The 20,714-nt window shown below is 71.9% G+C and carries 19 protein-coding genes; 7 read left to right on the forward strand and 12 right to left on the reverse strand.

Annotated elements, in window-relative coordinates; translation table 11 throughout:
- The first annotated feature begins 109 nt into the window (after positions 1-109).
- The 4 genes from B4K29_RS02590 (at position 110) to B4K29_RS02605 (ending at position 4,107) form a co-directional block, all read left to right on the forward strand.
- Positions 110-1,138, forward strand: a complete 1,029-nt coding sequence (locus B4K29_RS02590) for a LacI family DNA-binding transcriptional regulator (RefSeq protein WP_286956015.1) — start codon at positions 110-112, stop codon at positions 1,136-1,138.
- 143 nt (positions 1,139-1,281) lie between these two features.
- Complete coding sequence (locus B4K29_RS02595; protein ID WP_313534806.1) at positions 1,282-2,388, forward strand: extracellular solute-binding protein; 1,107 nt, start codon at positions 1,282-1,284, stop codon at positions 2,386-2,388.
- Between the two features lie 172 nt (positions 2,389-2,560).
- Entirely contained in the window at positions 2,561-3,274 is a 714-nt protein-coding gene (locus B4K29_RS02600; RefSeq protein WP_286966324.1) for a carbohydrate ABC transporter permease, read from the forward strand.
- Positions 3,271-4,107, forward strand: a complete 837-nt coding sequence (locus tag B4K29_RS02605; protein WP_286966325.1) for a carbohydrate ABC transporter permease — start codon at positions 3,271-3,273, stop codon at positions 4,105-4,107. Before B4K29_RS02600 ends, B4K29_RS02605 begins: the two co-directional genes overlap by 4 nt.
- Before the next feature lie 58 nt (positions 4,108-4,165).
- Here the strand turns inward: B4K29_RS02605 and B4K29_RS02610 are convergent, their stop codons facing one another.
- Complete coding sequence (locus tag B4K29_RS02610) at positions 4,166-5,146, reverse strand: zinc metalloprotease (RefSeq protein WP_286956020.1); 981 nt, start codon at positions 5,144-5,146, stop codon at positions 4,166-4,168.
- 162 nt (positions 5,147-5,308) lie between these two features.
- Between B4K29_RS02610 and B4K29_RS02615 the strand changes: the two genes are divergently transcribed.
- On the forward strand, positions 5,309-7,027 hold the full coding sequence (locus B4K29_RS02615) for an NAD-binding protein (protein WP_286956023.1): 1,719 nt from the start codon (positions 5,309-5,311) through the stop codon (positions 7,025-7,027).
- Here the strand turns inward: B4K29_RS02615 and acnA are convergent.
- The 3 genes from acnA to B4K29_RS02630 form a co-directional block, all read right to left on the reverse strand.
- Positions 7,017-9,785, reverse strand: coding sequence for an aconitate hydratase AcnA (gene acnA / locus B4K29_RS02620; RefSeq protein ID WP_029210028.1), 2,769 nt, complete (start codon positions 9,783-9,785; stop codon positions 7,017-7,019). The genes B4K29_RS02615 and acnA overlap by 11 nt on opposite strands.
- Positions 9,786-9,959: 174 nt before the next feature.
- On the reverse strand, positions 9,960-11,417 hold the full coding sequence (locus tag B4K29_RS02625) for a class I SAM-dependent RNA methyltransferase (RefSeq protein WP_286958753.1): 1,458 nt from the start codon (positions 11,415-11,417) through the stop codon (positions 9,960-9,962).
- The gene (locus B4K29_RS02630; protein ID WP_286958754.1) at positions 11,414-13,450 is read right to left on the reverse strand and encodes an APC family permease; all 2,037 of its coding nucleotides are present in this window, start codon (positions 13,448-13,450) and stop codon (positions 11,414-11,416) included. The genes B4K29_RS02625 and B4K29_RS02630 overlap by 4 nt, the downstream gene beginning before the upstream one ends.
- A 78-nt stretch (positions 13,451-13,528) precedes the next feature.
- Between B4K29_RS02630 and B4K29_RS02635 the strand changes: the two genes are divergently transcribed.
- Positions 13,529-14,191, forward strand: coding sequence for a potassium channel family protein (locus tag B4K29_RS02635; protein WP_029210025.1), 663 nt, complete (start codon positions 13,529-13,531; stop codon positions 14,189-14,191).
- 14 nt (positions 14,192-14,205) lie between these two features.
- Positions 14,206-14,913, forward strand: coding sequence for a potassium channel family protein (locus B4K29_RS02640; protein ID WP_019284756.1), 708 nt, complete (start codon positions 14,206-14,208; stop codon positions 14,911-14,913).
- A gap of 324 nt (positions 14,914-15,237) precedes the next feature.
- Here the strand turns inward: B4K29_RS02640 and B4K29_RS02645 are convergent, their stop codons facing one another.
- The 8 genes from B4K29_RS02645 to B4K29_RS02680 all read right to left on the reverse strand — a co-directional run bounded on the left by B4K29_RS02645 (position 15,238) and on the right by B4K29_RS02680 (position 20,688).
- Positions 15,238-15,912, reverse strand: a complete 675-nt coding sequence (locus B4K29_RS02645; protein ID WP_019284755.1) for a DUF3159 domain-containing protein — start codon at positions 15,910-15,912, stop codon at positions 15,238-15,240.
- 2 nt (positions 15,913-15,914) lie between these two features.
- Complete coding sequence (locus B4K29_RS02650) at positions 15,915-16,325, reverse strand: OB-fold nucleic acid binding domain-containing protein (RefSeq protein WP_019284754.1); 411 nt, start codon at positions 16,323-16,325, stop codon at positions 15,915-15,917.
- On the reverse strand, positions 16,325-17,092 hold the full coding sequence (locus B4K29_RS02655) for a DUF3710 domain-containing protein (RefSeq protein WP_286958756.1): 768 nt from the start codon (positions 17,090-17,092) through the stop codon (positions 16,325-16,327). The genes B4K29_RS02650 and B4K29_RS02655 overlap by 1 nt, the downstream gene beginning before the upstream one ends.
- A gap of 37 nt (positions 17,093-17,129) precedes the next feature.
- Positions 17,130-17,582 (reverse strand): dUTP diphosphatase, encoded by a 453-nt coding sequence (dut, locus tag B4K29_RS02660; protein ID WP_029210023.1) that lies wholly within the window; start codon positions 17,580-17,582, stop codon positions 17,130-17,132.
- Positions 17,569-17,865, reverse strand: coding sequence for a DUF4193 domain-containing protein (locus B4K29_RS02665; protein WP_029210022.1), 297 nt, complete (start codon positions 17,863-17,865; stop codon positions 17,569-17,571). Before B4K29_RS02665 ends, dut begins: the two co-directional genes overlap by 14 nt.
- A gap of 167 nt (positions 17,866-18,032) precedes the next feature.
- Positions 18,033-18,908: an inositol monophosphatase family protein gene (locus B4K29_RS02670; protein WP_029210021.1), complete on the reverse strand. Its 876-nt coding sequence runs from the start codon at positions 18,906-18,908 to the stop codon at positions 18,033-18,035.
- Positions 18,909-18,967: 59 nt separating this feature from the next.
- On the reverse strand, positions 18,968-20,065 hold the full coding sequence (locus B4K29_RS02675; protein WP_034251030.1) for a ferrochelatase: 1,098 nt from the start codon (positions 20,063-20,065) through the stop codon (positions 18,968-18,970).
- Complete coding sequence (locus B4K29_RS02680) at positions 20,062-20,688, reverse strand: trimeric intracellular cation channel family protein (protein ID WP_051273945.1); 627 nt, start codon at positions 20,686-20,688, stop codon at positions 20,062-20,064. Before B4K29_RS02680 ends, B4K29_RS02675 begins: the two co-directional genes overlap by 4 nt.
- Positions 20,689-20,714: the final 26 nt, after the last annotated feature.

A 20,714-nucleotide genomic window follows, 5' to 3' on the forward strand; every position in this document is an offset into this window, starting at 1 on the left:
GCGCCGCTGTTGACAGGCTGATTGCCCGGGGTGACGATGATTCTGATCGTTCAAAGGTGATGATACCTCGCAGCGATCGCACAGCCTGTCCAAGGAGTCGATGGTGACGATGAGCAGCAGCATGGGGCACCGCCGCGCGACGATCAACGACGTCGCCCGGGCGGCCAACGTGTCACGGCAGACCGTGAGCAACGCCGTCAACCGGCCGGATCGCGTCGCACCCCAGACGCTGCAGCGGGTGCAGATCGAGATCGACCGTCTCTCCTACCGCCCCAGCTCGGCCGCCAAGTCCCTGCGCGAGCAGCGGGCGGGCGCGATCGGCCTCGAGCTCGACGCCCGCGGCGACGCCGCCAGCGCCGAGGTGGCCTATCCCTTCCTCACCCAGCTCTCCCTGGCCGCCCGCAGCCACCGCTGCCACGTCGTCACCTTCGGGACGGACTCCCCCACGCCCACCACCTCGGGCTACGAGTCCATGGTGCGGGCCCACCTGGTCGACGCCTTCGTGCTCTACGGCACCCACCACGGCGACCCGCGCCCCGAGTGGCTCAACGAGCACGGCATCCCCTTCGCGACCTTCGGGCGGGTCTGGGACGACCCCGAGTTCACCGCCTGGGGCGACGTCGACGGCCGCGCCGGCACGACCGCCGCGGTGCGTCACCTCGTCGACCAGGGCTACCGGCGGGTGGCCTTCCTCGGCTGGCCCGAGGGCTCGGCCGTCGGGGACGACCGCCTGAGCGGGTGGTGCGACACCGCGGCGGATCTCGGCGTCCTCGACGAGTCGCTGGTGGCTCGCACCGAGCAGGACCTCCCGCAGGCCCAGGCCGCCGCGGCCGACCTGCTGGGGTCGCTCCAACCGGGTGACGCGATCGTCTGCGTCTCGGACATGGTCGCCCTCGGCGCCCGGCAGGCCGTCGTCGACGCCGGCCTCGTCCCCGGCCGGGACATCGGCCTCGTCGGCTTCGACGGGACCAGCACGGCCGGCATGTTCGACCTGACCACCGTCGTGCAGCCGCTGGCCGAGATCGTCGAGCACCTGCTCACCCAGATCGACGTCCTCCTCGCCGACGGCGACGAGCCGGCGCAGGGAGCCCTGCTGGCCCCGACCCTGCGCCTGGCCGGCAGCACGAGACGGCCCTGACGAGAGGGCGACCTCACCACGAGCCCGACCCCGCCCCGCGGCGGGTGGGCGGCATACCCGTCGATCCACAGATTTGAACGATCCAACCCCGAGCACCCACGAAGCGCCACCCACCGATCGTCCCGGACCACCAGGAGCCAACGATGACTCTCCCCACCCGCACCGTCGTCCTCGTCAGCCTCGCGGCCACGACCGCCCTCGCCCTCGGTGCGTGCGGTGGAGGCGGGTTCGACGCCGCCCCGAGCAGCAGCGCACCCGCGGCGCAGTCCGGGCTGGCCTCCCTGCGGATGCTGGTCGGCGTCTCCAACGACGTCGAGCTCGGGGCCGTCCGCAAGGCCACCGAGGCGTGGGCGGCCAAGACCGGCAGCTCCGTGCAGGTCACCGGCACCGCCAAGCTGCCCGAGGAGCTGGCCAAGGGCTTCGCCGGGGGCTCCCCCGCCGACCTGTTCTACCTCGAGCCCGCCCAGGTGGGCACCTTCACCAAGGCCGGCAACCTGTACGCCTACGGCGACCAGCTGACGGGCCTGGACTACGTCCCCTCGCTGCGGCAGACCTTCACCATCGACGGCAAGCTCCAGTGCGCGCCCAAGGACTTCTCCACCCTTGCCCTCGTGATCAACGAGGAGCTCTGGACCAAGGCCGGCCTCACGAACGCCGACGTCCCGAAGGACTGGGCCGGCCTCGAGCGGGTCGCCACCCGCCTGACCACCGGATCCCAGACGGGGCTGGTGATCTCCCCCGAGTTCCAGCGCGTGGGTGCCTTCATGACCCAGGCCGGGGGCTGGGTGCTGTCCGAGGACGGCAAGACCGCGACGGCCGACTCCCCCGAGAACCTCGCCGGCCTCACCGAGGCGCAGAAGCTCCTGCGCAGCGGTGCCATGAAGCTCTCCAAGCAGGTCGACGCGGGCTGGGGCGGCGAGGCCCTGGTCAAGGGCAAGGCCGCCATGACGATCGAGGGCAACTGGATCCGTGGCGCGCTCGCCAAGGACGCCCCCGACCTCAAGGTCAAGGTCGTCGAGCTGCCCGCCGGCCCCAAGGGCAAGGGCACCCTGATGTTCACCAACTGCTGGGGCATCGCCGCCAAGAGCAAGAACCAGGCCGCCGCGGTGGACCTCGTGAAGTTCCTCGGCGAGGACGCCCAGCAGCTGAGCGCCGCCAAGGCCTTCGGGGTCATGCCGTCGACCACCTCCGCGATGGCCAAGTACAAGGCGGCCACCCCGGCGGACGCCGCCTTCGTCGCCGGGGCGTAGTACGGCAAGGGAATGCCCACCACGCCTGGCTTCGACGCGGTGCTCGCGGACGCCAACGCCCCAGATCGAGTCCCTGGCGACCGGTGACCCCAAGGCCATCCTCACGACGATGCAGCTCAACGCTGAGGCAGCGATCAAGGGCTGACCGGGCCGTCGGCAGCGAGAGGACGCCATGACAAGCCCCACGACGGAGCGACGTTCGCGACGGTCCGGGCCCGGCATCCACGCCGGGCAGACCGCCGCGGGTTGGGCCTTCACCCTGCCGATGATCGTGGTCCTCGGCACCTTCATGATCGTGCCGATCGGTATGGCGCTCTACGTCTCCTTCACGCGCTGGAGCGGCAACGGCGACCCGTTCGTCCAGGCCAACGCCCCGTTGGTCGGCCTGGACAACTACGCGACGCTGCTGTCCGGCCAGGGCCTGACCGGGCGCGACTTCATGACCTCGGTCGGCAGCCCGTCGGTCGCGATGCTCGTCCTGATCCTGCTGGCCGTGTGGACCACGACCGGGACCTTCATGCTGATGTTCCTCGCCGCCCTGCAGGACCTGCCCGAGGACGTCGACGAGGCGGCCGCGCTCGACGGCGCCACGGGCTGGCAGAAGCTGTGGTACGTCACGGTCCCCCAGCTGCGGTCCGTGCTCTTCCTCGTGGTCACGCTGGGCCTGATCGGCACCTGGCAGGTCTTCGACCAGGTCTACGCGACCGGTGGCGGCTCCCCCGGCAAGACCCTGCTCACCCCGGCCTACCTGTCCTACGAGCAGTCCTTCAAGCAGGGCCGGTTCGGGACCGGGGCCGCGATGGCCTTCATCATCTTCGTGATCATCGTGCTGCTCACCTGGGTGCAGCGCCGGGTCATGACCGAGGGCGACGAGGTGGGACGATGAGCCTGCGACGCACCCTGGCGTATGCCGTGCTGGTGGCGGCGGCCGTGGTCTACCTCTACCCCTTCGTCATCCAGGTGGCCACGTCCCTCAAGACCGACCCGGACGCCTCGGCCAACCCCCTGTCGCTGCTCCCCCACCCCCTCTCGACCCAGGCGTGGGGCGCGGTGCTCGGCAGCGGCGACAGCCAGCTGCCCGTCCTGCGGTGGCTGACCAACTCGGTGGTCGTGACCGTGGCCGTGACGGCCGGCCGGGTGTTCTTCGACTCCCTCGCCGGCTACGCCCTGTCGCGGCTGCACTTCCGCGGGCGCGGCGCGGTCTTCGCCCTGGTCCTGGCCGTCATGTCGGTCCCCGGCGTCGCCCTGCTCATCCCCAAGTTCCTCATGGTCAAGTACCTCGGCATCTACGACACCTACGCCGCGATGATCCTGTCGCTGCTGGTCGACGCGGCGGGCGTCTTCATCATGAAGCAGTTCTTCGACAGCGTGCCGGTCACCATCGAGGAGGCCGCCCGCCTGGACGGCGCCTCGGTCTTCCGGACGTTCTGGTCGGTGATCCTGCCCATGGCGCGGCCCGCGCTGACCACGTTGACGATCCTGTCCTTCCAGGGCTCATGGAACGAGTTCAGCCACTTCCTGGTGGTCACGGGCAGCCCCGAGCACAAGACGCTCGTGACCAGTCTGGCGGACCTGACCGCGGGTGGGCTGGGGTCCGGGACGCAGTTCCCGCTCAAGATGGCGACGGCCCTGATCACGACCATCCCGGTCGCCGTCCTGTTCTTCGTCTTCCAGCGGCACCTCGTCCGGGGCGCCAACGGCGGGGCCGTCAAGGGCTGAGGCACCCTCAACGGCCTCGACGGCCCCGCCGGCCGCGTCGGCGGGGCAGGACGCGTGATCAGGCGTTGGCCGGGTCGCGGAAGTACTGCCAGGCGTCGCTCATGCGCTTGGCCTGACCGGCGGTGAAGCTGTCCATGCAGGAGTCCTGCGTGTAGTCCATGAAGTTGTGGATCGGGTCCAGACCGGGAGCGTCGCAGGAGTCGGCGCCGACGGGGCAGTCGAACTGCGGGTGCGCCTCGGCAGGGGTGTCGGCGACGAAGTCGTTGGACCACGTGCAGCCGCCCTGGAAGGTGTGGTAGAGCGAGAGCCAGTGCCCGGCCTCGTGGACCAGGGTGTCGCCGAGCGCGTACTTGCCGGCGGTGCCGCCCGGCATCGACTCGTCGAGCATCACTACGCCGTCGAGGTAGTCGCGCCCGTTGTTGTAGTCCTTGGGGAAGTAGGCCCAGCCCAGCAGGCCGCCCCCGATGTCGCCGGTGTAGACGTTGAGGGTCCGGGAGTCGCCCGTGTGCAGGGCGGCCTTCATGGCCTTCTCGGTCTTGCCCGGGACGACCGTGTACCACGCCGGGTTCACGGTGTGGTCGATGCCCGCCAGGCGCCAGCGGAAGGGTGTGTCGGCGCCGCCGGTCTGCCCGCTGTAGGACGCGTTCATGACGTCCATCTGCGCCGCGATCATCCGCTCGTAGCGCGCCCGCTCGGCGGCGGTCAGCACGTGGTCCGACGTGACGTGGAAGACGACGGGGACCGTCACGCTTCCGGGGGCCAGCTGCGGGAAGCTCTTGAGCACGCCGTAGGCCTTGGCGCCGCTGCCGCGGGTGACGTCCGGCTCCTCGGCCGCGGAGGTGTCCTTCTTGCGGGCGGCCGAGAACAGCTCGAGGCAGTCCTGCACGGCGGCGGACGGCTGGACGGCGGTGCTCGCCGCGGTGGGGGCGGCGACGGTGGAGGTGGCGACGGTGGAGGTGGCGACGGCGGCGGGACCGGCGGTGATCGCCGCGGCGGCAGCGATCGCGAGGGCACCGGGGAGAGCGAGCCTGCGGGACATGGCAGAGCCTTTCGTTGGGGGTTGCGTGACCGTATGCCGGACCCGCCCCTCACGTCAGCACCCGAATGGGCGAAACGCCCGGCTCGTTCCCAGCGAGGGACCGTCCCGGCGACGGCTCGCGGGGCCGGCCGTCTGTCGGTGGCGCCCCCTACGATGCGGACCATGGAGCAGCACGTCATCGTCGTCGGGGTCGAGACCACGACCGTCCGCGTGGTCGAGGAGCTGGCCCGCTCGCGCACGGCCGCCGTGGTCGTGGTCCCGCCCACGGCCGACCCGATGGTCGTGGCGGAGCTGCGGGCCCGGGACGTCACGGTCGTCGAGGCGGCCCGCACGGACGAGCGGGTCCTGCGCGAGGCCGGCGTCCACCGGGCGCGGGCCGTCATCGTCCTCGGCCGGGACGAGGTGGCCTCCACGAGGACGGCCCTGGCGGTCGAGGATGCCGACGGGCGCGTCCCCATCGTGCTCGAGGTCGTCAACCCGGCGTTCGGCTCGCGGCTCGCCCCGCTGCTCGGCGACTGCACCGTCCTGTCCCCCGCCCAGCTGGCGGCGCCGGCCTTCATCGGGGCCGCGATCGGCGACGGCGAGGTGCAGGCCCTGCGGCTCGGCGGTCGTGACGTGGTGGTGGGTCCCAGCACATCGGTCGCCGGGCAGGTGCTGGCCGACCTCGGGGACCCCGTGCGCGGGCCGCTCCCGGACGCCCACGGCGCGAGCGCAGACGTGCGCCCGGACGACGCGACGGCCGTGGTCATCGGCACGCAGCACCGCCACCACGGCCGGCAGGTCCGCACCGGCGGGATCCTGGGCGGCGCCGCACAACTGCTGGGCCGGCGCCAGCGGATCGTGCTCCTGCTCCTGCTCGGCGTCATCCTCGCGAGCACGGCCTACTTCCACAGCACCGCCGGCAAGGACTGGCTCACCTCGCTCTACCTCGCGTTCACCACGGCGACGGGGACGGGCTACGGCGACCCGGACGACGCCGAGCTGACGGTGCGGTTCACGGCGATCGTCATCCAGGTCATGGGCCTGCTGCTCGCCTCCGGCCTGACGGCCGTCATGACCGACGCCCTGACCAGCTCGCGCCTCGCCACCCTCACGGGCAGCGTCCGCGGGCGGCCCCGGCACCACGTGGTGGTGTGCGGGCTCGGCCGGATCGGCACCGCCGTGGTCGTGGGCCTGCGCGAGCGCGGGATCCCGGTGGTCGCGGTCGAGCGCAACGAGGAGGCCTACGGCGTCAACCGGATCCGCCGCCTCAAGGTGCCGGTCGTGATCGGCGAGGCGAGCGACCCCTCCACCCTCGAGGAGGCCGGCATCCACCGCTGCGACGCCGCCATGGCCCTGACCGACGACGACGCCGTCAACCTCGAGATCTCCCTGGTGGCCAGGGCCGCCCGCGAGGACCTGCGTATCGTGACCCGGCTCTACGACGACGACCTCGCGACCCGCGTCGAGCGTCGGCTGCAGCTCGGCGCGACCCGGTCGGTGTCCATGCTGACCGCGCCGGCATTCGTGGCGGCGGCCCTCGGGCGTCCCCGCTCCACGATCGTCCCTGTGGGGCGCCGGGTGGTCCTGCTCACCGAGCTGCAGGTCGAGGAGGACGCCGGGCTGGTGGGGGTGCTGCCGTCCCAGCTGTCGCAGGCGGCGACGTGCGGCTGCTCGCCGTGCGGCGCGAGGGCGGCGCGTGGGTCTGGCACGAGCCGGACGAGGCGTTCGGCCCCGGCGACCGGATCGCGGTCGCCGCCACCCGCACCGGGCTCGGGCAGCTGCGGCTCGCCTGCCGACCCCAGCGTGACGGCGCGGGACGGCATACGGCCGTGGCCCGGTCCCCCTCGAGGAGGAACCGGGCCACGACCAGCCGGACGACGCTGGGTCGTCAGGCGGTGACGAGCGACCGCAGGACGTACTGCAGGATGCCGTCGTTGAGGTAGTACTCACGCTCGCCGGGGGTGTCGATCCGGACGACCGCGTCGAACTCGACCGTGTCGCCGCCGTCCTTGGACGCCGTGACGTGCACGGTCTTGGGGGTCTTGCCCTCGTTGAGCTCGGTGACCCCGGTGATGTCGAAGGTCTCCGTGCCGTCCAGGCCCAGCGAGTCGGCCGACTCGCCCTCGGGGAACTGCAGCGGCAGCACGCCCATGCCGATCAGGTTGGAGCGGTGGATGCGCTCGTAGGACTCGGTGATGACCGCCTTGACGCCCAGCAGGCGCGTGCCCTTGGCCGCCCAGTCGCGCGACGAGCCCGAGCCGTACTCCTTGCCGCCGAGGATCACCAGCGGGACGCCGGCCTCCTGGTAGGCCTCGGACGCCTCGTAGATCGTCGTCTGCTCGCCACCGTCGAGGAAGTTGCGGGTGTAGCCGCCCTCGACGCCGTCCAGCAGGAGGTTCTTGAGACGGATGTTGGCGAAGGTGCCGCGCACCATGACCTCGTGGTTGCCGCGGCGCGAGCCGTAGGAGTTGAAGTCCTTGCGCTCCACGCCGTGCTCGGCGAGGTACGTGCCCGCAGGGCTGTCGGCCTTGATCGACCCGGCCGGGCTGATGTGGTCGGTGGTGACCGAGTCGCCCAGCTTGGCGAGCACCCGCGCGCCCGAGATGTCCTCGGCCGGCGTGAGCTCCATGGTCATGCCGTCGAAGTAGCTCGGCTTGCGGACGTAGGTCGAGTCCTGGTCCCACGCGAAGGTCTTGCCCTCGGGCGTCTCCAGGCCCTGCCAGCGCTCGTCCCCGGCAAAGACGTCCTTGTAGTCGTCGACGAACAGGTCGCGGCTGATCGACTCGGCGATCGTGCGCTCGACGTCCTCCGGCGAGGGCCAGATGTCCTTGAGGTAGACGTCCTTGCCGTCGGTGTCCTGACCGAGCGCCTCGGCCTCGAAGTCGAAGTCCATCGTCCCGGCCAGGGCGTAGGCGATGACCAGCGGCGGGGACGCCAGGTAGTTCATCTTGACGTCCGGGCTGATCCGGCCCTCGAAGTTGCGGTTGCCCGAGAGCACGGCCGACACCGACAGGTCGTTGTCGTTGATGGCCTTGCTGATCTCGTCGTCGAGGGGCCCGGAGTTGCCGATGCAGGTGGCGCAGCCGTAGCCGACGAGGTGGTAGCCCAGCGCCTCGAGGTGCGGCCACATGCCGGCCTTGTCGTAGTAGCCGGTGACGACCTGCGAGCCCGGCGCCATGGAGGTCTTGACCCACGGCTTGGCCTTGAGACCGCGCTCGTTGGCGTTCTTGGCCAGCATGGCCGCGGCCATCATGACCGACGGGTTGGAGGTGTTGGTGCAGGACGTGATCGAGGCGATCGCGACGTGGCCGTGGTCGATGTCGAAGGTGCCCTTGTCGGTCGTGACCGAGACCTTGTGCGAGGGGCGCGAGGACCCGTTGCCCTCGTTGGCCGGCTGGGTGCCGCCGCTCTCGGTGTCGCTGGTCTGGGACGGGGCGTCGGAGGCCGGGAACGACCCGCCCGAGGACCCGTTGCCCTCCTCGTGCTTGACATAGGTCGGCAGGACCTTGCGGAACGCGGCCTTGGCGTCGGTGAGGACGATGCGGTCCTGGGGACGCTTGGGCCCGGCGATCGAGGGCACCACGGTGCTCAGGTCCAGCTCCACCAGCTCGCTGTAGCGGGCCTCGGCGCTGGGGTCGAGCCACATGCCCTGCTGCTTGGCGTAGGCCTCGACGAGGGCGACCTGCTCGTCGTCGCGCCCCGTGAGGCGCAGGTAGTCCAGCGTCACGTCGTCGATCGGGAAGATCGCGCAGGTGGAGCCGAACTCGGGGCTCATGTTGCCGATGGTGGCGCGGTTGGCCAGCGGGAGCTCGCCGACGCCCTCGCCGTAGAACTCGACGAACTTGCCGACGACCCCGTGCTTGCGCAGGATCTCGGTGATGGTGAGGACGACGTCGGTGGCGGTGACGCCGGCGTTCATGGAGCCGGTGAGCTTGAAGCCGACGACGCGCGGGATGAGCATCGACACGGGCTGGCCGAGCATGGCCGCCTCGGCCTCGATGCCGCCGACGCCCCAGCCGAGGACGCCGAGACCGTTGACCATGGTCGTGTGCGAGTCGGTGCCGACGCAGGTGTCGGGGTAGGCCTGGCCGCCCCGCGACATGGTGACGCGGGCGAGGCGCTCGATGTTGACCTGGTGGACGATGCCGGTGCCCGGGGGGACGACCACGAAGTCGTCGAAGGCCGTCTGGCCCCAGCGCAGGAACTGGTAGCGCTCGTTGTTGCGCTGGTACTCGAAGTCCTGGTTGATCTGGAAGGACTTGGGGTTGCCCGCGGAGTCGATCTGCACCGAGTGGTCGATGACGAGCTCGGCGGGGGCCAGCGGGTTGATGCGGGTGGGGTCGCCACCCAGGTCGGCGACGGCCTCGCGCATCGTGGCGAGGTCGACGACGCACGGCACACCGGTGAAGTCCTGCATGATCACGCGCGCGGGCGTGAACTGGATCTCGGTGTCGGGGTCGGCCTTCTCGTCCCAGCCGCCCAGCGCCCGGATGTGGTCGGCGGTGATGTTGGCCCCGTCCTCGGTGCGCAGGAGGTTCTCCAGCAGGACCTTCAGGGAGTACGGGAGGGTCTGGCTGCCCTCGACCTTGTCGAGCCGGAAGATCTCGTAGGACGCGTCACCGACCTCCAGGGTGTCCTTGGCTCCGAAGCTGTTCACACTCTCTTGGCTCACGCCTGTTCCTTCCACGAAGGGTCGTTGTCTCGACGTCGAGACAACGATCTCACGGTGATGTCTTGACGTCAAGACACCTGTCGTACGCGGGATGGTGCTCCCGCCGATTGTCCCCCACCAGCGCCGTCGGGGCGAGGGCAGGGTGGTCCTGGGCGCCGGTCAGAGGACGCTCCTGCTCGTCCCGTCGCCGTCGGCCTCGGCTCGCGCGTCGCTGTCGAGCACCTCGTCGTCCTCGTCGTCCTCCAGCTCCTCGTCGCCGGCCGGCTCGAGCAGCGCGATGCACTCGACGTGGCTGGTCATCGGGAACGCGTCGAAGGCCCGCAGGTCGGTGAGCCGGTAGCCGAGCTCCTCGGCGATGGCCAGGTCGCGCGCCAGCGCGGACGGGTCGCACGCGACGTACGCCACGGCCCGCGGCCCGAGCTGGGCGATCTGCTCCATCACCCTCCGACCGGCTCCGGAGCGTGGCGGGTCGAGGACGACCAGGTCGGCTCCTATGCCGCCGCGCGCCGCCTGCCCCAGCACCGCGTCGACGCGGCCCTGCCGCACCTCGACGTTGGCGTGCTCGGCGAGGTTGTCGAGGGCATGGTCCACGGCCTTGGCGTCGGCCTCGATGGCCAGCACGTGCCCGGACTCCCCCACGGCGTCGCCGAGCCCGGCGGCGAACAGCCCCACGCCGCAGTAGAGGTCGAGCGCGTGCTCCCCCTCGACGGGGTCGAGCATCTCGACCACCTCGGACAGGAAGGTCGTGGCGGCGCCCGGGTGGACCTGCCAGAAGCCGCGCGCCGCCACCTCGAAGCCGTGCTCCCAGTCCTCGAACGCGACCAGCTCCAGGACCGTGGGGTCGGCGCCGGCCATGCCGTCGGCGTGCAGCGGGACGAGCACGGCCTCCTCGAGTCCCGAGGCGTCGACGACGTCGACGCCGGTGCACCCCTCCCAGGAGGTGGTCAGCACGCCGCTGGCGATCACGGGGCGGGTGGCGATGAGGCAGTCGTCGATGACCTCGACCTCGTGCGAGCGGTGCCGGCGCAGGCCCGCGTGGCCGTCCTCGGTGACGGCGAACTCGACGCGCGTGCGCCAGTCGAGCCCGTCGTTGGGTCCGGTGCCGTCGAGGGGCTCGACGACGATGCCCTCGACGTCGAGCCCGGCGAGACGGTCCAGCTGCTCGTGCACCACCGCGGCCTTGAGCTCGCGCTGGTGCTCCAGCGAGGCGTGCTGCCAGTCGCAGCCCCCGCAGCGGCCGGGACCGGCATACGGGCAGGGCGGGGTCACCCGGTGCGGCGAGGGCTCGAGGACCTCGACCGCGTCCGCCCGCAGGAACCGGTCGCCCGTGCCGCCCTCGGTGATGCGGACGCGCACCCGCTCGCCCGGCAGCGAGTGCCGGACGAAGACGACGCGGCCGTCGAGGCGCCCGACGCAGAACCCGCCGTGCCCGACGTTGCCGACCTCGAGCTCGGCCTCGGTGCCGACCAGCGACTCCCCCTTGACGCGACGCTCGCGCGCGGGCGAGGTCCGCTGCCCGCGACCCGCGTCCTTGCCGGCCCTCGTGCCGTGCCTCCTGCCGGAGGACGCTCCAGGGCGGCCGGACGAGCTCTTGGGGGTGCGGTGGGGTCCGCTCACGGGGTGGGGCCTTCCTCGGCGTGGACCAGGCCGCGGCCGCGGTCCTGGGCGGCGGTCGCCGCGTCGATCTCGTCGCGCAGGTCGTCGGACGAGCGGAGCTGGAAGGGGACGCTGGTCATCATCACGCCGGGCATGAACAGCAGCCGGCTCTTGATGCGGAACGCGCTCTGGTTGTGCAGGATCGACTCCCACCACCGGCCCAGGACGTACTCCGGGACGAAGACCATCACCAGGTCGCGGGGCGAGGTGCGCCGGATCGACGCGATGTAGCCGAGGACCGGGCGGGTGATCTCGCGGTAGGGCGAGTCGAGGACCTTGAGGGGGACGGGGATCCCGCGACGCAGCCACTCCTCCTGGAGGCGCTCGCCCTCCTCGGGGTCGACGGCCACGGTGATCGCCTCGAGGGTCGAGGGGCGCGAGGCGCGGGCGTAGGCCAGGGCGCGCAGGGTCGGCTTGTGCACCTTCGAGACCAGGACGACGGCGTGGACGCGTGACGGCAGACGACCCTCGAGCGTGTCGTCCTCGGGGACGGCCAGCTCACGGCTGACGTGCGAGTAGTGACGGCGGATGGCCTTCATCATCACGAACAGCACGACCATGGCGAGGATGGCGTACTTGGCACCGGCGGCGAACTTGGTGACGAGGACGACGAGCAGCACCGACCCGGACATGAAGGCACCGACGTAGTTGACGACGCGGCTCGTGCGGTACTGCCGCCGCTGCTTGGCGTCGGTGTCGCCGCGCAGCAGGCGGTTCCAGTGCCGGATCATGCCGATCTGGCTCAGGGTGAACGACACGAACACCCCGACGATGTAGAGCTGGATGAGCTTGGTGACCTCCGCGTTGAAGATCACCACCAGGACGATCGCGGCGGCCGCGAGGATCATGATGCCGTTGGAGTAGGCGAGACGGTCGCCGCGGTTGTGCAGCTGGCGCGGCAGGTAGCCGTCCTTGGCGAGGATCGACCCGAGGACCGGGAAGCCGTTGAAGGCCGTGTTGGCGGCCAAGATGAGGATGAGGCCGGTGACGGTCGACACGAGCACGACGCCGAGCGGGAAGTTGTCGAACACCGCCAGGGCGAGCTGCCCGATGATCGTGTGCTGGACGTAGTCCGGGCCGACGTTCTGGCCGTTCAGGAGCAGCTGCTCCTGGGGGTTCTCGGCATACTTGACCCCGGTCTGGATCGCGAGGTAGACGATCGACATGAGCATGGTCACGGACAGGGTGCCCATGAGCAGCAGGGTGGTCGCCGCGTTGCGGGACTTGGGCTTCTCGAACGCCGGGACGCCGTTGGAGATCGCCTCGACGCCCGTGAGCGCCGCGCAGCCCGAGCTGAACGCACGCAGCAGCAGGAACACCAGCGCCACGCCGGTCAGCCCCTCGTAACCGTGCTCCGGCAGCAGCTCGAACCTGGCGCTCTCGGCCTGGGGCAGCGACCCGCTCGCCGAGCGCACCATGCCCCACACCGCCATCCCGATGATGGCGAGCATGAAGGCGTAGACCGGGATGGCGAAGGCCTTGCCGGACTCGCGGACCCCCCGCAGGTTCATCGCGGTCAGCAGGACGATGAGGGCCACCGCGACCGGCATCTCGTGCCCGTCCAGACCGGGTATGGCGGCGGTGGCGTTCTGGACGCCGGACGAGATCGAGACGGCCACCGTGAGGACGTAGTCCACGAGCAGCGCGCTCGCGACGCCCAGGCCGGCCCAGGGCCCGAGGTTCTCGTTGGCGACCTCGTAGTCGCCGCCGCCGCTGGGATAGGCGTGGACGTTCTGCCGGTAGGACATGACCACGACGACCATCACGAAGACGACGCCGAGCCCGATCTGCCAGGAGTGGGTGGTCGCGAACGCCCCGCCCGCCAGGGCCAGGGTCAGGAAGATCTCGTCGGGGGCGTAGGCCACGGACGACAGAGCGTCGCTGGCGAAGATGGGGAGGGCCAGCTTCTTCGGCAGGAGCGTCTCGCCCAGCTTGTCCGACCTCATGGCGGGGCCGACGACGACGCGCTTGAGCGCACGACCTAGATCTGACACGACGACAACTGTAGGCCCGCCGGGCGGTGACGGTGGCGCGGCCCCGGACGGTGGGCGCGCCCGGTGTAGCGTTCTCACGTGCACTTCGTGATCATGGGCTGCGGCCGAGTCGGATCGACCCTGGCGCTGAGCCTGGAGGAGCGCGGCCACGACGTGGCCGTCGTGGACCAGAACGCCGCGGCGTTCCGTCGGCTGGGGCGCGGGTTCGAGGGTCGCCGGGTCAAGGGCATCGGCTTCGACCGCGACACGCTCAAGGAGGCCGGCATCGAGTCGGCCTACGCCTTCGCCGCCGTCAGCAACGGCGACAACTCCAACATCCTCGCCGCCCGCGTGGCCCGCGAGACCTTCGGCGTCGAGCACGTCGTCGCCCGCATCTACGACCCGCGGCGCGCCGAGATCTACCAGCGCCTCGGCATCCCCACGGTCGCGACCGTGCAGTGGACCGTCGACCGCGTGGTCCGACGACTCATGCCCCAGGGCTCCGTCCCCGAGTTCATCGACCCCAGCGGCCAGGTCGCCCTCAGCGAGGTCGCGATCGACCGCAGCTGGGTCGGGCTGCGCCTGTCCACCGTCGAGACCGCCACGGGCGCCCGGGTCGCCTACCTCAGCCGCCTCGGCGTCGGGATGCTCCCCGGCCCGGACACCGTGCTGCAGGAGGGCGACATCGTCCGGGTCCTGTCGACCACCGAGGACATCCCAGCCATCGAGCGCGCGCTCGCCGCCGCGCCGCCCACGGAGTGAGGTCAGCCAGTCCCATGCGCGTCGTCATCGCCGGAGCCGGGTCCGTGGGTCGCTCCATCGCCCGCGAGCTGCTCCACAACGGTCACCAGGTCCTGCTCGTCGACAAGGACGCCGACGACGTGCAGGCCAGCCGCGTCCCTGAGGCCTCCTGGCTGCTGGCCGACGCCTGCGAGATCACCTCGCTGACCGAGGCGGGGCTCGCCGACTGCGACGTCGTGGTCGCGGCCACCGGCGACGACAAGGCCAACCTCGTCGTGTCCCTGCTCGCCAAGACCGAGTTCGGCGTGCCCCGCACCGTCGCCCGCGTCAACAACCCCCGCAACGAGTGGATGTTCGACGAGTCCTGGGGCGTGGACGTGGCCGTCTCCACCCCGCGACTCATGACGGCGCTGGTCGAGGAGGCCGTGAGCATCGGCGACCTGGTCCAGATCTTCACCTTCCAGAAGGGCGGGGCCACGATGGTGGAGATCACCCTCCCCTCGGACAGCCCGTATGCCGGGAGCCGCGTCGGTGACGTGGACCTCCCCCGCGACACGGCGCTGGTGGGGATCATCCGCGACGGCCTGCCGATCGCGCCCACGCGGGACGACTCGGTGGAGGCCGGCGACGAGCTGCTGTTCCTGACCGTGCAGGAGGTCGAGGACCACCTCGAGGACCTGCTCTCCCCCGGGCACCGCAAGCCGCGCACCGAGGTGGACCACGCCGAGGACGACGACGACTGACCTACCTCAGGTCGTCACATCCGCCCGGCTTCGCACGCCAGGTCGATGCGCCCGCCTGAGGTAGGCACATCCGCCCGGGTTCGCACTCCCGCCCCGCCTCGCCGACACACCTACCCCCGGCCGTCACATCGACCGGCCTTCGTTCCCCAGGCTGATGGACCTACCGGGGGCGGGTCTTGAGCCTGGGTGGCCTCCGAGCCCTTTTCTGGCCGTATGACGACCGCCGCCGCCTCGCACCGCGCCGACAACGCCGGCCCGCGAGCACGTCCGGTCACGCATCGCGCTCGCAGCGCGGGGTCGACGAACCGCGGTCGCTCCTGACCGTCAGAGCTGGCGGTCGGCCTCGTGCTCCAGCTCGTGGCGCTCCACCGGCGTCGCGCCCCTGACCAGGATCAGGCCCATCACCGCGATGGCGGCGAGATAGGCCGGCCACCCCAGCGCGATCTTGGCGATGCCGAGCGCGGCCACCTGCCCGGCGAGGTAGAGCGGGACCATGACGATCAGGCGTAGCGCGAACAACCCGACGAGCACCCAGGTCAGGCGCGCGCTCACCCGCACGAGGGGGGCGTTGCGGCGCCACCCGAGCGGGTCCTCTCGGTAGCCGGGGTCACCGATGGCCACCAGGAAGCCGACGGCCGGGACGCGCCCGAGGATCGACAGGAGGGTGCCGGCGAGATACGCGGCGCTGACCGCCATACCGGGCAGGAAGGCATCCTCGGCCCGCCCCGACCGCAGGGCGAAGAAGGCCGCCAGGGCGGTCGCGACCAGGCTGGACAGGACGTACTGCGGCGTCTGGCGCTGGGCGAGACGCAGCAGGAGCAGGATCGCCACGGGAACGAGCGAGGCGATCACCGCGGTGCGCACGTCGCTCGTGACGAGCCACACCACGACGAAGGCGATGGTGGGCAGCGCAGCCTCGAACGACCCGCGCAGGCCTCCGACGGCGGTGGCCAGCCGGGTGCGGATCAGGTGCTCGACGGTCTCGACGTCGCCGGCCACGGTCAGTGCCCCCCGGCGGTCGGCGTGCCGCGCCCGGGCAGCAGCTCGTAGCGCGGGTTGTAGATGGTGGGGACGCCGTCGACCCGGCAGACGCGGCCCTGGGCCGTGAGGTAGGTGCCGGGGCGGATGCCCGCGATGCGGCGCCTGCCGAGCCAGATGAGCTGGAGCCGCTGGGTGCCGTCATAGATCTCGGCCTTGAGGGCAGGGACCGTGCCCTCGGGGCTCAGGGTCGTGGAGCGGACCGCCCCGGAGACCGTCGCGACCTCGCGGTCGACGAGCTCGGCGATGCAGGTCACGCCGAGCCTGTCGGAGTCCGAGCGCAGCTCGTCGTCCTCGATCTCCTCGGCCGGCTGGACCATCCGGTGCAGCGCCCGGCGCAGGAAACCCCCTCGGCGGTCGGCGCGGGTGGCCATCAACGGATCTCGGTGATCTCGGGCCCGCGCTCGAAGGGCTGGAGGTCGTCGGTGCCGCGCGCGGGCCGGTCGCCCCGGTCCGCGGCAGGGTCGCCGTCCCCGGGGCCGACGCCGGCGTCGACACCGCCCTGACCGACCTCGTCGAAGCCCGGCTGGGCTCCCTCGGGCAGGGCCAGGGGCAGCAGCTCGCGCGGCGCCATCGCGTGCTCGCCGCGCACGACGACGACGTTGGCGAAGACGTGCAGCAGATCGGCGGCCTGCTGGTCGTCCTCGGCGGCCGGGCCCGAGAGGAAGCCCCGCAGGAACCAGCGCGATCCGTCGACGCCGAGGAAGCGGGCCGGGGCGAAGGTGCCGGGGCCGGTGGGCATCTGCACGGCCAGCTCGGTGCCGAACCTGCCGTCGCGCGTCTCGGCCGCCCCGCCCTGGCCCTCGATGCCGGCGGCGATCTCGTCGCGGATGTCGTCCCAGATGCCGAGGGTCCGCGGTGCCGCGAAGGCCTGCAGCTGCAGGGCCGATCCCCCCAGGTGGCAGCTCACGGCCACGACCTCGCCGGTCTGCTGGTCGAGCTCGAGCCGCAGCTCCATGCCGGTGATGCCGGGGACCCACAGGGACCCGAGGTCCAGCCTCTCGCCGAGCTCGGTGACCTGGGCGCGGTCGTAGGGACCGTCCTCAGTGGCCGCGTCGTCCGCGGTCGCCTCCGACGTCGGGTCGGCGGGGGTGCTGTCGACGTCGGCCTTGCCGGCCTTGCCTCGGCGGAAGAGAGCCACGGGATCGGTGTCCTTCGGTGGTCGGGTGCAGTGGTCGTCAGGCGCGTCCGCTGGCCCCGTGCCCGGTGACTCCGCGGACGGACTCCGGCAGCGAGTCTACTGTCCGGAAGCTCGCGTGGGACACGCGTTGGAGGACCAGCTGGGCGATGCGGTCGCCGCGGCTGATCCGCACCTCGCGCTCACGGTCGGTGTTGAGCAGGTTGACCAGGATCTCGCCCCGGTAGCCCGCGTCGACCGTGCCAGGGGCGTTGACGATCGTCACGCCGTGCCGTGCCGCCAGCCCCGACCTGGGGTGGACGAAGCCGGCATACCCCTCGGGGATCGCGACGGCGATCCCGGTCGGGACCAGGGAGCGCTCCCCCGGGGCGAGGACGAGGTCCTCGCGGGCGCGCAGGTCGGCACCGGCGTCGTCGTGGTGCGCGTATGCCGGGGGCTCCAGCTCCGGGTCGAGCCGGAGCAGGAGCACCTCGATCTGGTCAGGCGCACTCACGGCAGACCGGCTGGCCGCCGACCTCCTTGGCGAGCTGGCTGCGGTGGTGCACGAGGAAGCAGCGGCTGCAGGTGAACTCGTCGGCCTGGCGCGGGAGCACCCGGACGGAGAGCTCCTCGCCGGACAGGTCTGCGCCGGGCAGCTCGAAGCCCTCGGCCTGCTCGGTCTCGTCGACGTCGACGCTCGACGAGGCGGTGTCGCCCCGACGTGCCTTGAGCTCCTCGATGGAGTCCTCGGAGAGGTCGTCGTCGGTCTTGCGCGGTGCGTCGTAGTCAGTTGCCATGTGGGGCCTCTCCATGCAGCTCTCGCCGGGGACCTCCCCCGACGGTGCGCCGGGTCCAACGCATCGCTGGTCGGTTTTGTGCCCGGTCTCGCGGCGCATTGTGCCGCAAATCGAGATCGGCTGCACCTCGGGTCGCGATCAGCTCGGGCAGGCGCCCGGATCGAGACTCAGGACGGCTCGACGAGGCCCTCCAGCAGGGGCACCAGCGCACCCACCAGACCGGCCGGCCCGGCGACCGTGACGGGGTCGGCCGGGGCGGTGTCGTGCAGCCCCCGCACCACGCCGCCGGCCTCGGTGACGACGAGCCAGGCGCCGGCAAGGTCCCACTCGTGCAGGCCACGCTCGTAGTAGACGTCGAGGCGCCCCTCCGCCACCCAGCACAGGTCCAGCGCAGCGCTGCCGCCCCGGCGGATGTCGCGGACCCGTGGCAGCACCTCGGCCACGACCCGGCCCTGATCGGCGCGCACGTCGGCGTCATAACCGAACCCCGTGCCGCACAGCGCCGCGCCCAGGTCGTCCGACTCCACGCAGACGAGGGTCTGCTCCTGCGGACCCGACCCTGGGTCGCGAGGGTCGCTGCGCAGGAGCCGGGCGCCTCCCCCACGCCGGGCGACATAGGCGTCGCCCCGGGCCGCGTCGACCACCGCGGTGGCGACCGGTGCCCACGCGCCCGGCACCGACGGGTCTCCCACCACTGCGGCGACGGAGACGGCATACGCCGGTATGTCGTAGAGGTAGTTGACCGTCCCGTCGATCGGGTCCACGACCCAGGTGATGCCGGACGTGGCGGTCACCCGCCCGCTCTCCTCGCCGTGGAACCCGTCGTCGGGGCGGGCTCGGCCGAGCAGCTCGCGCGCCAGCGCCTCGGAGCGCTGGTCCATGACCGTGACGACGTCGGTGCGGCTCGACTTGGTGGCCGCGACGCCGAGGTCGCGAGGGCGCTCGTCGACGATCAGCCGCGCGCAGGTGCGGGCCACGTCGAGGGCGAGGGACTCCAGGGCGGCCAGGTCGAGGTCGGCGGGTGGCTGCGGGGTCTGCGACATGGCGCCCAGTCTGTCACCGGGCCCCGCCCGGGGTGCGTCCGCGCCGGGGCCCGGCGCCGTCAGCCGCCGCAGAGGGCCGGTCGCCCCGAGCGGCCCCGGCAGCAGCCAGGAGGGCAGGTGGACCACAGCGGGCCGGGGGCGACCGCAGGACGCTCGACCTCCTCGCCGCGGGCCTGCGCCGCCCGCTCGAGCACCAGGTCGGCCAGCCCGGCCACGAAGTCCGGGTGCGTGCCCACGGTGGGCACGCGGTGCAGCCGCAGGCCGAGCCGTTCTGCCGTGGCCATGGCCTCGGTGTCGAGGTCGTAGACGACCTCCATGTGGTCCGACACGAAGCCGATCGGGGCGACCAGCACGTCGGAGACACCCTCCGCAGCGAGCACCTCGAGCTGGTCGTTGATGTCGGGCTCGAGCCACGGCTGCGAGGGCGGGCCGGAGCGGGAGCAGTAGGCCAGGGAGCTGGGCACGGGGACACCGATCCGCTCCTCGACGGTGGCGTCCACGAGCGCGGCCAGCTGCTCGTGCTGGTGGCGGTAGGACACGTCCGGGGCGTCCGCCGGGCCGGAGGAGTCCTGCATCCACCGCGGGATCGAGTGCGTGACGTGGACGAGGCGGGTCGACGGCAGGACCTCGCGCGGCAGCGCGGCGGCGGTGTCGGCGGTGAGCGACGCCATCGTGCGGGCGAACCCCGGGTGCGTGGCATAGACGCGCACCTTGTCGACGTCCAGGACGCGCCCCTCGGCCGCCAGCTCGCTGACGGCGTCGGCCAGGTTCTCGCGATACTGACGGCAGGAGGAGTATGACGAGAAGGCACTCGTCACCACCGTCACGACCCGGCGAGCCCCCGCGTCGTGGAGCGTCCGCAGGGTGTCGACGAGCCACGGCGACCAGTTGCGGTTGCCCAGGGCGACGGGCGTGTCCACGCCCCGGCGACCGAGCTCGTCGTGCAGCGCCGCCACCAGGGCGCGGCCCAGGTCGTTGACCGGGCTGCGGCCACCGCGGTCGTAGTAGTGCTGGCCGACCACGGCGAGCCGCTCGTCGGGGATCCCGCGTCCGGCGGTCACCTGACGCAGGAAGGGCAGCACGTCCTCGGGGCGCTCCGGACCTCCGAAGGACAGGACGAGCACGGCGTCATAGGGGTCGCAGGGATGGCTGGTCACGGGATGCTCCTCGGGGGTCGGGGGGCCGACCAGCGCCACCGCAGGGCGGCCATCCGGACGGTGAAGACGAACGCGGCGCACGCCACGCTGGGCAGGGGCCCGGTCACCTCGAGCGACGTGAGGACCACGAGCAGGGCGCTGCCGGCCAGGGCGGGCACGGCATACAGCTGGGTGCGGAGCACCTCCGGGACGACGCCGGCCAGGACGTCGCGGATCATGCCACCGCCCACGGCCGTCATGAGCCCGACGAGCACGGCCTCGAGGGCCGGCGCGTCGAGGCTCAGCGCCTTGACGGTGCCGGCGATCGCGAACGTCGCGAGACCGACGGCGTCGAAGGTCAGGACCAGCTTGGACAGCCGCTGCACCACGTGGGCGTAGCCGAAGGCCACGAGCCCGGCCAGGACGGCCGCGAGGACGAGCCGCCAGTCGGTCAGACCGACGGGTGGGACGTCGAGGACGACGTCGCGCATCACCCCGCCGCCGAGCGCCGTCACGCAGGCCAGCACGAGCACGCCGAAGATGTCGAGCCCCTTGCGGACGCCGACCAGGCCTCCGGACAGGGCGAACGCGAAGACGCCGACGAGATCGAGGCCGAGCAGGGCTTGGGGGTAGGAGTTCAGCATGTCTCGGCGAAGCCTAGTGGGCCGGT

This window comes from Arsenicicoccus sp. UBA6765 (assembly GCF_002453335.1).
Lineage (GTDB): Bacteria > Actinomycetota > Actinomycetes > Actinomycetales > Dermatophilaceae > Arsenicicoccus > Arsenicicoccus bolidensis.